This is a genomic window from Halonotius terrestris (genome assembly GCF_006861665.1).
GTDB lineage: Archaea > Halobacteriota > Halobacteria > Halobacteriales > Haloferacaceae > Halonotius > Halonotius terrestris.
In genome coordinates, this window is the sequence record NZ_RKLU01000018.1 from 1 (window position 1) to 13,643 (window position 13,643).

Sequence of the window (13,643 nt, forward strand, 5' to 3'; positions counted from 1 at the left end):
TCGAATGTCCGCGAGTGCATCATACGATGGCGGCTCGGCGTCGACGTCGTCGAAGAGTCGTCTGAGTTCGTCGTCGACTGCTTCGACGGCCACCCAGCCGTTCTCCTCACGGCATCCTTCTCGAAGCTGGAGACTCCGGACCACCGTCGCAATCGCGACGTCCAGGTCGTCGCTCCCGATATCGAGGACCTCGTGTCCGTCGGTCGGTGTTCTCGTTGTTGAGGCGTCTGTTGCAGCCGGCACGCCGTGTTCGTCGCTGATGTCCTCGTGCATCGAGGAGAGTGTCTCAGTGAACTGCTCCTCTTCACGCTCAGTGAGCGGGGATTCGCTCTCGGGGTGGCCCGGTGGAATCGGGAGTGGTTCGAGACTGAACGGATACGGCCCCGTTTCACCGAACGTCGGGCTCGGCAGGCTGGCGATCCACTCCCCTCGTGGCAACGAACGAATCCGATTGGCGAAATCCGTGGGGTCCATCTCTTCGTGGGCCATCGCTCGCGCCAGTTCCCGGTCGACGTTGATTTTCCCGATGAGCGAACTACCGATGTTGTTCAGAGCGTTCAGGTAGATCTTCCGCCCGCCTTCGGCCTCCATCTGTTCGGGGAACTGCATCGACAGGCCAACAGAGAGCCGGAACCCCCGGCCTTTCTCGAGGAGATCGTTCATGATGTCGGAGACTACGACCGACGCTGCCTCGTCGACGAGCAAGTTCACGACGTAGTCGTCCGAGTGCTGGGAGAGGGCCTGTTTGCGGTCCTTGAGAGCTGCATCGAGATTGGTCAGGATCACACCGGTCATAATCCGGGCGGCGTCGTCGCGGAGGTCGCCGAGGTCGAAGAGGATGACCGTATCCTCGTCGAGGACATCCCGAAAGTCAAACTGGTTCTCGGTATTGTTGAAGATCTGCCGCAGGTGCGTATCCTGTGAGATGTACGCAAGGCGGTTTCCGACACCACCCATCACGTTCGCGAAGGTGTTCGAATCTAACTGGAGCTGCCGTCGAATCGTCCGCGTGACTTCCTCGTCGCTCGACCGTGGAGCGTCGCCGATGTTCTCGTTCGGTGGCCCGGCTTCCCAGAGCTGGTCGACGACGTGTTCGAGCTGTCGGTGGGCAAAGTAGTCCGTCGATGCTCGGTACAGCCCGTTCTCACGGCCGTATTCTTCGTCGAACATGGCCTTGATGAGTGTCTTGATGAGAGTCGGGGCCACAGTCGCCCGCTCGTAGCGGTCGGTTCCCATCACGAGCTTCAAAATCTCTTCGTAGTGGTCGGCCTTCCGTTGGACGGCGTCTTCGCGGTGTCGTCCGCTCTCCATCGACGGTTCGAGATCGAAAAACGAGAACCCGGGGAGGACGTCCGGAATCGGGAAGTGGACGACGTTCTCTTCGAGGTCGGTCATTCCAAACCGACGCGCGTGAGCCCGCATATAATTCTGGGCCATATCGTCGTTCTTCGGGATGATGAGGATCGTCGGCCCCTCGGTGTTGTCGTACAGCGACAGCATATCGTTGATGAGGGCTTTCGACTTCCCAGAGCCGGTTGTTCCGAACCGGCCGAAATGAGTGGGCAACAGCCCGGGTGGAATGTGTGTCGGCACGTCTTCGGCCTCGCCGGTGTCGTCGAGGGCATACCCGATTGCCATCCCGTCTCGGAACTCACGCATGAGGTCCTGATGAGGACGGGGCAACGGATTCCGACTCTGCTGTTCTGCACGCGTCCCACGTGCCCCTTCGACAGTAAGCTGTTCCGAGGAGGGGACGAGTACGAAGTGCGCGAGTTCTCGGCCACTCAGGACGAACTCCGGTCGGGTCTTTCCACGGCCAGTCGTGATCTCACGATCCAAGAGCCGCTGCAGCGCCGCTCGTGCGTTCCGGTCTTTCGTGGCTGCCCGGAAGCCGCTGTCACGCAACCGCTCGGCTTCAACCTGGTAGTACGGCCCGTCAAGCGGGTCGAATACCGGAACAAGTGATTGCATCCGCTCATCGAGATCATCGCGACCGTCACCACCGGATGGAATCCCGACTGCTCGGATGTTCGCGGTGAACGACCGCTTCGGATTTGTTGCCTCGATTGCCGCGACACGTTTTGCAACCGCGTCGCTCAGCTGGTTTCTATCCCGACTCTCCGGCTGATCGTCGAGTTCGAAGAGGGAGCCAATAATCTCCTGTGCGAGTGTGTCCCGTCCGTCGATGACGTCCTCCTTGCGAAGGTCGGCATCGGACTGCCAGTTCTCGCGTCGCTGGAAGACGACCTGGAACGCTACTGGTGCTGTCGCCTCCATTAGGTGATCGACGAGCGACGCGAGCGCACCCCCTGGTTGATCCACGGCTGGGAGCTCTGCTTCGTCGTCGGCAGTAAATGGCGAGAGTGAGGTCATCCAGTCTTGCTTCCGAGTTGCCGACCCTTGCCACCGCACGCCGAGTGGGGAGACGGATTCGGTCGCTGGCCGGGCGAGTATCGTCCCCTCCGATGTTACCGTTGGTTTGGCAAGTGTCGTGAGTGGCTCATCCTCGGGAATCGCATCTGGTGGGGCGAGTTCGAGGGCAGTATCGCCGATCTCGATGAAGTGGTCGGGAGACTGGTCGCCGACTGTTCCTCCATCCGCGACTGATTTGGCGTCCCCTTGACCCGCTTGACTGTTGTCGTCACTGCCACGCTCGTATTGCTCGTCAGGACCGAACTCGTACGAGAGCTCGCCCGACTCATAGTGCTCGACGAATGTCTCGCGGTCGAATTCGACAGGTTGAACGAGTCGGGATGCGACGTCGACCTCGGTACGCTCGATGTCGAACGTCTCTGGATAGATCGACCGGAGCCGTTTCTTCAGGGTATCCAGATGGTCATCGGCACCGTAGTAGAATTCGACGGGGTCATCCGCCCCCTCGCTCAGCGCGAGAAATTCGAATCGTATCGGCGTGTCGCTATGTAGCGGATTGAGTTTGTCAGCTAGCCCTGTCGAGTCCGTTGAGGTCAGTTTGTGGAGGCTCTCCAGTGCCTGCGGCAGACGCTCCGAATTGAGCCGTTCGGAGGTTGGCGTCACGCGAAGGTACTCACGCATCGTCGTCACCTCCCGCTGCGCCACCATCAGTCTCTGCTGGCGTCTGCTCAGGTGGGCGTTGTCCGTTGTCGGTCGTTCGGCTTTCAATATCGTCTTGGAACGCCTGCACCTCCGCGTCCACAGCATTCTCACCAGTCCCCGGGAGTGAGTCTCGCCGTTGCTCGGTTGGCTCGAAGTCGATGACCTGCTTCTCCTTGGGCATCGCTTTGACCTGGATCCCACGCCATTCGCCGTCGACGCCCACGAGGGCCTCGGAGAAGCCGGCGTCCTCGTTGCCGGGGACGGCGTCTTGGACGAACCGCATCTGTGCGTAGTTCAGCCCGAACTCGTCGGCCCACTCATCATCCATCCCGTCGAGGCGGTGGAACTGCTTGACCGCACACTGGTCCAGGATGGCCTCAGATTCGGCGTGCTCGAAGAACTCGTCGACGGTCTGGGTGACCAGCCGGATCGAGAGGTCGTGGTGGCGGTGGTGCCGGAACACCGTCTCGAGGAACGCCAGACTCGCGGCGTCCTGCATGATGTAGCGCGCCTCGTCGATGTAGAACACGACCTCCTTCTCCGAGACCTTCGCCCGCTCGTACACCAGCGAGATCAGCAACTGCATCGTCAGTGCCGTGCTGCTGTCGACGCTGCCCTCCTGCTGAGCGAGGTCGAGGTAGATGACCTTCTCATTGCGGATGTCGAAATCCGATTCTTGGCCGAGATTCGCGTGGCGACCGTCGTCCTCGAAGGGGCGGAGCTGGTCGAGGAGCCACGTCGCATCCTCCTTGATCTTCCCTGCCTCTTCGTCGGACCGGACGACGAACTCCTCGGGGTCGTCGACCATATCCTCGAACACGTCCATCATATCACGGATGGTCGGACTCGGATTGTCGTGCGTCGAGATGTCGTCGGTGATCCCGTTGCGCTGGTAGGCACGTTTGAGGGCGAGTTCGAGCGTGGTGCGCCGATCTCCCAGTGAGATACCCCGGAGGGCGAAGAAGTTCGTGAGGAAGCTCATCGCGTCGTCGAGCTTCTCGTTGAACGGACTCGCGTCCTCACCCATCGCTCGCTGGACGTGCTCGGGCGTCTCGCGGATCTCCAGGGGATTCAGCCCGAGCGTCCCACCGACGGTGATCCGCTTGGCGTCGAGCGCCTCTGAGACACCAGCCCAGTTGTTCAATGGCTCAAGGATGATGCCGATGCGGTCCTTGCTCTGCTCGATAGAGCGGATGAAATTCTGCTTGGAGCTGAACGATTTTCCGGAGCCGGTGTCGCCGACGGTGAACATCGCGTACCCGTTATCACGGGCAAACGGGTCGATGACCACCGGACTCTGGTTGTCCTTGTGAATTCCGAACTCGACGCCACCCTCCTCGAGAATCGTCGCGTTGTGCGGGGAGGAGAGTAACGCGCCGACGGCGCCGCCGAGCGCAATCGACGTCCGCCCGAACTCGTTGTCGCCGATGGGCGCGGCGGACTGGAGGGCGAGATCCTGCCGGCAAATTGCGGTCTTCGGCGTGAGGTTCGCCGGGTCGTCGCGGAGCGCGCTCTTGACCGTCTGGACGGCATCTCTGAGCTCGTCTTTCTCGTCGGCCCGGGCGGTGATGAACATCCCTTGGTCGAACACGTTCGCGCCGTTCTCGACGGCCTTGTACGTCGCTGCGGCCTCGTTGGCGCGTTCCTGCAGGTAGGCACTCCGGATACTCTGTTCGAGGTCAGCATCGACCTGGAGGTCGTCAGCGATGTCCTGCAGTTCGTTCCGGGCCCGCTCCTGATTTTTCGGCGTGATGTGGGCCGTCAGATCGAACTGGACATCGGTCATCTCGAAGAGGTCACTCAGATACCCGTCGTTGGGATAGTCGGCATAGTTAGCGATGTACAGCGTCGTCGTCCACTGTTCGCCGACCCGTGCCGCTCGCGTCTCCCACTCGACAGCTCCGGGCGCGGTGACGGTCTTGTGCGACTCGGAGATGTCGTCGAGGAGCTTGCGTTCGGCCTCGCCTTCTTCGAGTGTCTCCTCATCGAGGACATCGGTGAAGTTTACCTCTGGTTCATCATCCGCAGTGAAGCGGTCCCAGAGGTACTTACTGCCGACGCCAAGGCCGAGACCCACTGCAAGGGCTAGTACTGCACTCTCTGCTGGTGTCAGGTTCTGGAGCCACCCGGCGACGGAGCCAAGCGCGCCACCATCAGTCTGGAGGATCACGTTACGCATCGTGTGGGTCCTCCCGGCGCGAGTGGCCGATGATCGATTGGTCGCGAACGACACGTTCCGCCTCGTCGTAGTCATGTTCGCGGCCGTTCCAGAAGTCCATATTCAGGACGAACAGCTCGACCGTGCTGAGTCGACGTGCGGACCACCCCGACGCCTGCTGGATGAACTCGGAGCGAACATCATTCACGCGACTGTCGAGCTTCTCGAACATCTGCGCACGACGTTCGACGTCGGTGAGGTCCTCGCGGCGGGTGACGAACGGGTTGAACAGGAATCCGATGACCGGGAACTGGGTCAGCTTCTCGGCGGGGGTGCCCTCGTCACGGAAGCGGTCGTACACTTCTATCGGGCTGACTTCAACGCCGATGTAGTACCGGACCTGCTGAATGCCCCGGTCACGCATCTCCTTCGGCCGTGTTTCCCGATATTCTTCGAGGAGTTCCCGGAAGATCGGATTCTCCGTGACGTCTTCGTCAGTGAGGCGCTCCTCAATGGTCTCGGTGATCTGCTCGACCGGGAAGGAACGGGTTGTGGCGTGGAGTTTGAGCTTCGAGTCCAGCTCTTTGTTGGCGAACTCTTCGCCAGCATCCTGGAGCTGCGCCCAGTCGTCGGACATCGCGAAGTCCATGTTGGCCGGATCGATCTCGATGAATGCCTCCATCGCGCCGTCTTCACGCTGGATAGCACCAGCGCCCGGCCACGCCCGCTTGATGTTCGTGAGGTCCTGTGTCCGCTCGTCCGGCTTGAACGGCGTGTAGTTCGCGAGTCCGCCTTCGTTCCGCTCCGACTCGTTGGTACTCGTGTCGGCGTCGGCGGGCGCACTGAACGTGACCTGAGGTCGTTTGAGGTACCGATAGACGTCTTTCGTCCACGTCCAGGCGTTCAGGTGGGTTGGTGAGACGTAGATGACGGCGACGCCAAAGCCAAGCCCGCCAGCAACGAACGGGAGGGCCAGTGATTCGATCCCGGTGAGCCCCGCGATAAACAGCCCAATAATGGGGAAGGCGATGAGCATGCCAACGTCTCCTTCCTCGATATTGAGATACGGGATGCGGCTCTCCTCGCCGAACTGATCCATGATACGCCGTGCGGCCGCGTCTTGATCTGCTGACATTGTTAGTGGATTCCTCGATCAAACTCCATCCCACGGTCGTCACTCGCCGATTCCGCTGTCGCTCCACCAGGGTCATTCTCTGTTCGACGGTACGATGGCGTCCCGCCATCGTCTCCTCCATGCCCACCGCGGGCAGCCGCTTTTTGCGCGACGGCGTGGCCAGCGGCGGCTTTCGGCCCCCACCGAGCGGCGGTCGTCGCGACGCCGGCGCCACCGACGTAGGCTCCAGCGGCGACACCGCCAACGAGTGCTGCGCCTTTCGTTGCACCGCCGACGACTTTGGCCGTCAACGGCGTCGCGTATTTGAACGTCTTCCACGTGATGTAGAGGGCGACCAGCGGGAGGGACGCAGCAACGAGATATTTGAGAAACGCTGTTCCTGGTGTGAGAGTTCCACCGCCGTATATCAAATCGTACCCCTTGAAGACCATCGCTGCCGGCAATGGCAGGACAGCCAGGGGCACAAATCGCTTGGCAAAGCCCAATGCGATATCAGACACAACAGGAATATTCCCATATCCGAGAGCGATTGCGATTGGCATTCCGTAGAGATACACGTAGAGGAGAATCTCACGGATGTAGAACAGTGCCTGCAATGCCCACATCGAAATTCCTCCGAGCAGGGCGAATAGAAGAGACAATCCTGGATTCGTTAGAGACACGGTGAGGAAGCCCAACATAGCGTTCCGAAGCGAAGCCATACTCGGCATCAGTGCGATTGAAAACCCGTCCACGATATAGAGAGAGAGTACACCAATCCAATACCAGACGATAATCAGGAAGGCACCCACCCACGCCGTTTTCTTCGTCTTCCTTGCCTCATAGGCACTTCCGATGTTGAATATCCGGATTGTATGCCGGCCTTGGACGCTCATTACGAGCAGCAGTAATGCGATGAGCATGATTTCGCCGCCAACGAGGGAATCTTGAATTGTGGTCCAGGGTGCGTTCGATGGTTCGCCAAAAACGAATGCGCCATCTGTTTGAGGTGTAGGAGTTCCGAATAATTCCTCGGTGAGCGTATTATAACCGGTCGTCAGGCCATCCATGAAGAGGCCAATAATCCAGTCAACAACGCCCTTGAACCCCTCTAAGACGACATCAATGAGATCAACCATACATCAAGCCTCGCTAATTGTGACCTCGCAATTCTGCATCTCGTCAGAGCCAGTGTACTCCACGTCGTAGGATTTCGTGACTTGTTGGCCTGTAGTTCGAGTCTCCAGTACGACAGTAAACTGCCCGCTATTTCCATCAGTTGAACAACCCATACCATCCTCCCCGATTTCCGAGCCAAACGGGAACGAGTCGCTGAAGATATCTACTGTCTCACCTGCACCGACTATGACACGTTCTTTTTCGTATATCCCACTTCCACGGGGATCATCGACAGGATTGGGAACGTCCCCGGTAAATCGGAGTTCAACTACTGCTTCTGGACCACTCCCGGTATTCTCCACGGTGACGAATGCTTCCCCATTCTTTTTCGAATCCGTTTGGCTTTCGCCATAGACTTCATCCCATGGTTTATCCGGGTTATTCCGATAGAGCCCAACATCTCGTATCACCAATTCCGGCTGGATAGCGAGCGAGGTTTCTGCGACAGTCTCCTCGCCTTTCAACGCGAGTACGCGGTACTCACCGGGCGCATACGCGGTGCCAATCTCGAATGAAACCTGCTGAGCACCTGCGGCTACGTCACGCTTTCCGAATAACTCGCCGTTCGGCTGGATGAGGTTGACTTGGTCGACGTCGGCCTCTTCGGAGAGTTCGACGACGAGTGTTGTCCCCTCAACAGTAATACGCGTGAGTGGGCCTTTGCCATCTGGAGAGGTCGTTCCGTCACCAGGCGTCCCAGAACCGTCATTGTCGTTCAGACAGCCAGCGACGCTTACGAGGGCGGCACCTGCGACTGTTCGGAGGGCGGTTCGCCGACTGATGTGTGGGTGGTTTCTAGTCATGGACTATGGGTTCCGTTGGAAGATGTCTTCTGGACCGAGCATTCGGAGGAGCCGCTTGCCAGCGTAGAACATCACAAGAAACGGGATGAGCTGCCAGCCAACCTCGAAAATGAACGAGAACCAACCGTCGATGGTGCCGAGCGGATGCCACCGAGCTGTTGCCGTCGCACTCACATACGCGGGGTCGTGCCCGAGCCACGAACCCGGATGGTACCGAGCCGTGTAGATACCCGGCTCGTCGATCGTCACGATCGCCACCCCGGAGGCGTTGGTCTCGACGCGTTGCTCCGCGACGGTGATGTACCCGTTGCGAGTGTTCCCACCGATTGGATATCGTCGGTCGGGATCGCTGAGTACGATTGGTGCGCCGGTCTCGTTGTCCCGGAGTTCGATGCGGAGTGTGGCCTGACTTTCGTTCTGCTGGAGCACCTCAACAGTCAGATTACTGCGCCGGAGCTGCCGCTCAGAGCCAGCGTCAGGTGCCACAATCGAGGCGTTCACGCCCCGTACGATCCCCGCTACCTGGAGCGCGTCGCGGTCGACGCTCTCGGCGCGAACAGCGACGCCGTACGTCGTCGTGTACGACTGGTTGACGATGTCGATGTTGATGTTCTCGCCGACCGTGCCGACCGGAGACGGTCGGTCAGTGCCCCAGGTGTCGATGATCTCTGGGCCATCGCGAACTGGTTCAGCACGCGGGCCGATTCGCGACGGATACGCGTGAACATAGACCGGAATCGCGTCAGACTCGACGGTGGCGCTGTCGGTCCGGTTCGACCTGACGAGTGTATCCCAGTTGGTGTTCCGAGCGGTGTAGAACCGCCAGACGCCACGCACTCGTGCGCTTCCATTCTCCGTGAGCGTGTACCCCTGCCACGGTCTGGACTGGAAGATAGCCACACCAGCGTCACCATTGGGGTACTCGGCGTAGTAGGGGTACGCCGAGAGGTCGTAGATCTCGACGGCAATCGAGTCCGAGACGTTGAGCGACTCGGTACGATACGTGACCTCGACATCGGTCTCGTCACCCCGGTCGATTCGCGTGGTCTTCTTCAACCGGACGCTGATCTCGGCTTCGAGCGTGAGGTTTGCACTCCAGTCGTCCTCGATCTGGTAGTCGAGGGCCGGCGTGTGCGAGCCGTCGCTCTCGACGATGGTTTCGCCGTCCTTCTGCAATCGAACCTCCTCGACCTCGTTGCTCGTGAGCGACCACTCGATCGTCGTGTTCCCCGAAGAGCTTCCGTTCGGGACGCGAACGCGATAGTCAACGAATCCCCGCAACGTGCCGTTCGGCGCGATATAGAGCGGGGTTTCACCCGACTCCAAGTGACCTCGCGTCGACGGCTGCACTGCGAACACCGTGGCGTGGGCGTCCTCGATGAACACCCCGTCTTCGAGCGACGCGTGGCGCGGATGCACGGACGTATCCGACCCACCGGGTTCGAGATCAGCGAAATCGTTTCGCGTCCACGTTGCAGCTGTCTCCGGCGGGCGCTTGAACGTGATGTCCGTCCCGTTTGCGAGTTGGTGCATCGCGGTCCGGCTCTCGCCGTATCGCTGCTGGTACTCCTCCTGGCTGATGTAGTTGTCCGCGTCGCGAGACCACAGCGTCGCTGATTCATTCTCAGTGAGCCCATTTCCCTCCGTGCCTGGCCGTGGCGGGCTTGCAGTGACGAGACCCGTGACTAAACTCGTCACGAACAGGGCGGCCATTAGCACGGAGAGCTCTCGTTGTTTCATGGGGGCTCGCGACGGGGGCGGTAGTCGCCTACCAGGGGGCGAGGTCGACGCACTGCGCCAGCGGGAGGTTCATCATCGATCCGGCGACGGTGTAGAGTGGCCCGAGGGCGACAAGGACGACCGCAGACTTCATCGCGGAGCGCTTGTGGCGCTTGAGGCCCTTCTTCTGGTCGGGCGTGATCGTGAACATCTCGATAAGGGAATCGGCCTGCCACACGACCGCGAGGCCGACAATCCCCAGCGCCGTGGTGAGCTGGAAGAAGCCTTCGATCATACCCGGGAGGTTGTCCGCACTGCAGACGGCGTTCGTCTGTGCAGCGGCGGGTTCCACAGCGAACAGGCTCAGGAAGACGATGACGAGTGCCGCCTGCTTGGGGAGCCTACTTGCCGCCGTCGACTGGCTTTCGGCGCGATTCGGAGTCGTTTCGGAGGGAGTGGTGTCCTGTGACATAGTGGGTTACTCCTCTGCGTCGTCGACGAGTGTCTTGAGATCGGCGTATCGATTGGTCTCGGCGACGATTTCGTCTTTGCTGTAGCCCTGTTCGCGGGCCCGTTCGAAAAGGTCTCGAAGCTCGTCGGGATCGACATCCCGAACCGCCATCTCTTCGCGGAGGGCGCGGCGATAGAGGGCCGAGGCGTTGATGTGGTCGTTCCACATCAGGTACAGCTCATCGATGTCTTCGATGGTGACTGACCGTGTAATCATGTGTGCGGGTTCAGGTATGCACCGATTAAACTGTGGTACACGTTGACGTGGCAGATGTATGTGAGGTAAATACTTTCTGGCTACTGGGATAGATCCTGAATAGAACTCGATTACCATCCCGATCAGAAGACTCACCACTCAAGGACCGTATTAACCAACAGTGGTGCCACATCGATCTACGGTGTTGGTTAACCATATCATTAAACGTCTGCGGCAATCCAGTTCGAGAACTGTGCGGTGCTGTACCCCCTCTCTACTGCGCTATTCGGTCACTTCGCTCCCTGCGTTGCTCCTTGAGGAAGAGGACTCAGCACCTCAATTCAGTTAAAATAATATTCCGTTAATCGGTTATTTCTGTATGAGTCTCGAGAGCATCACTCACCAACGGAGTACCTGCGGGCACCACCTATTTCATAATCCAGCAGCACTCAATTGTAAAACTGATGGGCACGGCCAGATACGACATCCATCCCCAATGGGACGACCCATCGGCGTCTGGGGGTGAGTATCCACCGGATTGGGACGCCCGTCGTCGGACGGTCTACGAACGCGATGACTGGACGTGCACGAATTGTGGGCGCAAGAGCGGCCCTCACGCCGGCGACGATGGCGTTCGCCTCCACGCCCACCATATCGTCCCGCATTCGGCAGGCGGCTCAAATCGTCTTTCGAACTTGACGACACTCTGTGAACCCTGTCATGCCGAACTCCATGGGCATGACCTGTTCGAGACACCGCAGCAAAGCCGGCGATCGAGCAGCGCTCCGCATCGAAACGGTCCACCGCTCGTTCCTCGACTTCTCGCGTATCTTGCCCTCCTCGCCCTCGGAACCGTTGGTGGCGGGTTCGCCTACTCCTGGGCAATCATTCAATTGCTGACGATGTCGATGACATGGCAGACTCTCATCGCGGGTGGCGTGATGGGCGTGATTGTTGTCGTCGGCTACCATCTCCCGAAGGTAGTGGCCGGAAGTTCGCTCGGTGCCGGTCTCCTGTTCGGCGGAATCCAGTACTACGCAATCGGCTATCCGCTCGTCAAGACGGGTCTCGTGACCGGCGTTCTTTGGCTGCCGGCAGGCATCATTATCGGAGGCACTCTGCTCAAACGAAGCAACCCAACCATGACCAAGCTCTGATATGAGTGCAAAAGTGAAGCAGTATCTTCTCCAACTACTATCGAGTTGCCGTTCTCGATCGATAACAGATTCAGGCTCACTCGAGCAAGCCGAGCTCGGTGAGCTGGTCCTCGATCACCTCGAGGGCTTGTTCGGCATCCTCAATCCGTTTCCCACCTGTAATGACGAGCTTCCCGCTCCCAAAGAGTAACGCAACGACTGATGGCTCATCGAGACGATAGACGAGCCCGGGAAACTGTTCGGGTTCGTACTCGATGTGCTCGAGACCAAGGCCGATCGCAATCGCGTTCAGATTGAGTGTGTGGCCGAGATCCGCACTCGAGACGATGTTCTGAATCTCGATTTCTGGCGAGTCATCTACCTGAATACCCAAACCCCGAAGTTTGTCGAAGACCTGTTCGAGCGCAGCCGTAACATCGGCGACGCTTTTCGCGCCGGTGCAAACAATCTTACCCGAGCGGAAGATGAGGGCCGCGGCCTTGGGGTCTTGCATCCGATAGACGAGGCCAGGAAAGTGTTCAGGGTCATACTTGGTCGCCCGGAGGTCATCAGCAAGCGTTTCGAGGTCGAGTTCCTGACCGATACCGGTTGACGCGACGACGTTCTCGATGTCAACTGACTCTGTGAGCGTACCCATATCGCTACATAGTTCACACGCCGCTCTTAAAGACTGGTCGCACTATCGAGAATGGGCCCCGGGTATTGGCGCTGGCCGCGTTAGAGGTCGCGAGGCTGGACGGTCTTTCGGTCGTTGGCCTCAGCCCGCTTCGCGGCGTCGTCAAGCAGGTCAGCAACTTCCTCATCGAGGGCGTCGTAGAAATCCGCCGAGACGTTGTGGTCGTTGAGCGCTTCTTTCACGGCCGATTTGACGATCAGGTATGCCATACGTAGCGACATTTCTCCCGTCCTCTGTATAAAATACAGGTATCTGATTCGGTGTCTGTGGGGTTGTATTGTCCTCTGAGGGGGAACAGACGTATGCGATAGCGCTTCGTATCAGTGAGCAGGACGATGTACGACCTGACCGGCTTCCAGCGCGACCTCCTGTACGTGATCGCCGGCCTCTAAGATTCTCACGGCCTCGCCATCAAGCAGGAACTCGAAGACTACTACCAGAAGGAGATCCATCACGGGCGACTTTACCCGAATCTCGATACGCTCGTCAAGAAAGGCGAGAAAGACCGACGGACGAACGTCTAGACGCTCACGCGGCGCGGCCGCCGTGAAATCGAAGCCCGCCGTGAGTGGGAACGTCAGTACATCGAGATTGGTGAGTCTGCGCCTGCGTAGGTTCTCTCGTACAGATCAGCTACCCCATTGTCTATGAATCATCTGAAAATCCGCGATGGGCGTGATTTCCATCTCGGATGATGTCGGTAGTATCTCTCCTCTTCGGGAGCGACGTACGTCAGCGATTCGCCGTGAGGCGGCCACGGCGGCGTTCGAATTCTTCGTCGTCGATCTCACCGCGGGCGTACTGCTCACGGAGAGCCCCGAGGGCTCTATCCTCAGCGGGTCCGTCAGTCTGAGATCGAGCCACCAGCCAGTAGACGAGATAGATGGGAAGACCGATGATGAGGGCCATCCAGAGGAGGCCGAACAGCATCATCCCCCATCCCCATAGTCCCCAGCCGGTCATGTGGCCGTCGTCCCACATTCCGTAGTGCCAGTCCCACATCACCGCGTCCGGGACGGCTGCGTGCGTCAGGGCCATACCCCCGATAACCGCGAC

The 13,643-nt window shown here is 59.4% G+C and carries 12 protein-coding genes and 2 pseudogenes; 3 read left to right on the plus strand and 11 right to left on the minus strand.

The window, feature by feature from the left end; all coding sequences use genetic code 11:
* From EGH24_RS14780 to EGH24_RS14815, 8 genes are all read right to left on the minus strand, one after another.
* The coding region (locus EGH24_RS14780) for a conjugal transfer protein (protein ID WP_246058037.1) at window positions 1-3,081 on the minus strand (3,081 nt) is incomplete at its 3' end.
* Window positions 3,047-5,254 (minus strand): VirB4 family type IV secretion system protein, encoded by a 2,208-nt coding sequence (locus EGH24_RS14785; protein ID WP_142980849.1) that lies wholly within the window; start codon window positions 5,252-5,254, stop codon window positions 3,047-3,049. The genes EGH24_RS14780 and EGH24_RS14785, both read right to left, overlap by 35 nt.
* Complete coding sequence (locus tag EGH24_RS14790; protein ID WP_142980850.1) at window positions 5,247-6,368, minus strand: hypothetical protein; 1,122 nt, start codon at window positions 6,366-6,368, stop codon at window positions 5,247-5,249. The genes EGH24_RS14785 and EGH24_RS14790 overlap by 8 nt, the downstream gene beginning before the upstream one ends.
* A gap of 2 nt (window positions 6,369-6,370) precedes the next feature.
* Window positions 6,371-7,486 carry a hypothetical protein gene (locus EGH24_RS14795; protein ID WP_142980851.1) on the minus strand — a complete coding sequence of 372 codons (1,116 nt, stop codon included), beginning with the start codon at window positions 7,484-7,486 and terminating at the stop codon, window positions 6,371-6,373.
* A 3-nt stretch (window positions 7,487-7,489) separates the two neighbouring features.
* Window positions 7,490-8,329, minus strand: a complete 840-nt coding sequence (locus tag EGH24_RS14800; RefSeq protein WP_142980852.1) for a hypothetical protein — start codon at window positions 8,327-8,329, stop codon at window positions 7,490-7,492.
* A gap of 3 nt (window positions 8,330-8,332) precedes the next feature.
* A complete protein-coding gene (locus tag EGH24_RS14805; RefSeq protein ID WP_142980853.1) occupies window positions 8,333-10,069 on the minus strand; it encodes a hypothetical protein in 1,737 nt (578 codons plus the stop codon).
* 28 nt (window positions 10,070-10,097) lie between these two features.
* Window positions 10,098-10,520, minus strand: a complete 423-nt coding sequence (locus tag EGH24_RS14810) for a hypothetical protein (RefSeq protein ID WP_049983716.1) — start codon at window positions 10,518-10,520, stop codon at window positions 10,098-10,100.
* A 6-nt stretch (window positions 10,521-10,526) separates the two neighbouring features.
* Complete coding sequence (locus tag EGH24_RS14815) at window positions 10,527-10,775, minus strand: hypothetical protein (protein WP_049983715.1); 249 nt, start codon at window positions 10,773-10,775, stop codon at window positions 10,527-10,529.
* Between the two features lie 443 nt (window positions 10,776-11,218).
* Between EGH24_RS14815 and EGH24_RS15895 the strand changes: the two are divergent.
* Together EGH24_RS15895 and EGH24_RS15710 are read left to right on the plus strand one after the other, a co-directional pair.
* Window positions 11,219-11,476, plus strand: a pseudogene (locus EGH24_RS15895) (HNH endonuclease); the annotation flags it as partial.
* A gap of 186 nt (window positions 11,477-11,662) precedes the next feature.
* On the plus strand, window positions 11,663-11,911 hold the full coding sequence (locus tag EGH24_RS15710) for a hypothetical protein (protein ID WP_246058038.1): 249 nt from the start codon (window positions 11,663-11,665) through the stop codon (window positions 11,909-11,911).
* A 76-nt stretch (window positions 11,912-11,987) separates the two neighbouring features.
* Here the strand turns inward: EGH24_RS15710 and EGH24_RS14825 are convergent, their stop codons facing one another.
* Window positions 11,988-12,548, minus strand: a complete 561-nt coding sequence (locus EGH24_RS14825) for a TATA-box-binding protein (protein WP_142980855.1) — start codon at window positions 12,546-12,548, stop codon at window positions 11,988-11,990.
* A gap of 80 nt (window positions 12,549-12,628) precedes the next feature.
* Window positions 12,629-12,796 carry a DUF1931 domain-containing protein gene (locus EGH24_RS14830; protein ID WP_142980856.1) on the minus strand — a complete coding sequence of 56 codons (168 nt, stop codon included), beginning with the start codon at window positions 12,794-12,796 and terminating at the stop codon, window positions 12,629-12,631.
* A 126-nt stretch (window positions 12,797-12,922) separates the two neighbouring features.
* Between EGH24_RS14830 and EGH24_RS14835 the strand changes: the two are divergent.
* Window positions 12,923-13,201: pseudogene (locus EGH24_RS14835) on the plus strand (helix-turn-helix transcriptional regulator).
* A gap of 118 nt (window positions 13,202-13,319) precedes the next feature.
* Here the strand turns inward: EGH24_RS14835 and EGH24_RS14840 are convergent.
* Window positions 13,320-13,643, minus strand: a 324-nt coding sequence (locus tag EGH24_RS14840; RefSeq protein WP_246058039.1) for an SHOCT domain-containing protein, incomplete at its 5' end; no start/stop codon positions are given.

What these genes read in the sequence shown, in the direction of transcription:
- EGH24_RS14785 (WP_142980849.1), bottom strand. Translation starts at nt 5,254, where the DNA reads ATGCGTAACGTGATCCTCCAGACTGATGGTGGCGCGCTTGGCTCCGTC.
- EGH24_RS14790 (WP_142980850.1), bottom strand. Translation starts at nt 6,368, where the DNA reads ATGTCAGCAGATCAAGACGCGGCCGCACGGCGTATCATGGATCAGTTC.
- EGH24_RS14795 (WP_142980851.1), bottom strand. Translation starts at nt 7,486, where the DNA reads ATGGTTGATCTCATTGATGTCGTCTTAGAGGGGTTCAAGGGCGTTGTT.
- EGH24_RS14800 (WP_142980852.1), bottom strand. Translation starts at nt 8,329, where the DNA reads ATGACTAGAAACCACCCACACATCAGTCGGCGAACCGCCCTCCGAACA.
- EGH24_RS14805 (WP_142980853.1), bottom strand. Translation starts at nt 10,069, where the DNA reads ATGAAACAACGAGAGCTCTCCGTGCTAATGGCCGCCCTGTTCGTGACG.
- EGH24_RS14810 (WP_049983716.1), bottom strand. Translation starts at nt 10,520, where the DNA reads ATGTCACAGGACACCACTCCCTCCGAAACGACTCCGAATCGCGCCGAA.
- EGH24_RS14815 (WP_049983715.1), bottom strand. Translation starts at nt 10,775, where the DNA reads ATGATTACACGGTCAGTCACCATCGAAGACATCGATGAGCTGTACCTG.
- EGH24_RS15710 (WP_246058038.1), top strand. Translation starts at nt 11,663, where the DNA reads ATGACATGGCAGACTCTCATCGCGGGTGGCGTGATGGGCGTGATTGTT.
- EGH24_RS14825 (WP_142980855.1), bottom strand. Translation starts at nt 12,548, where the DNA reads ATGGGTACGCTCACAGAGTCAGTTGACATCGAGAACGTCGTCGCGTCA.
- EGH24_RS14830 (WP_142980856.1), bottom strand. Translation starts at nt 12,796, where the DNA reads ATGGCATACCTGATCGTCAAATCGGCCGTGAAAGAAGCGCTCAACGAC.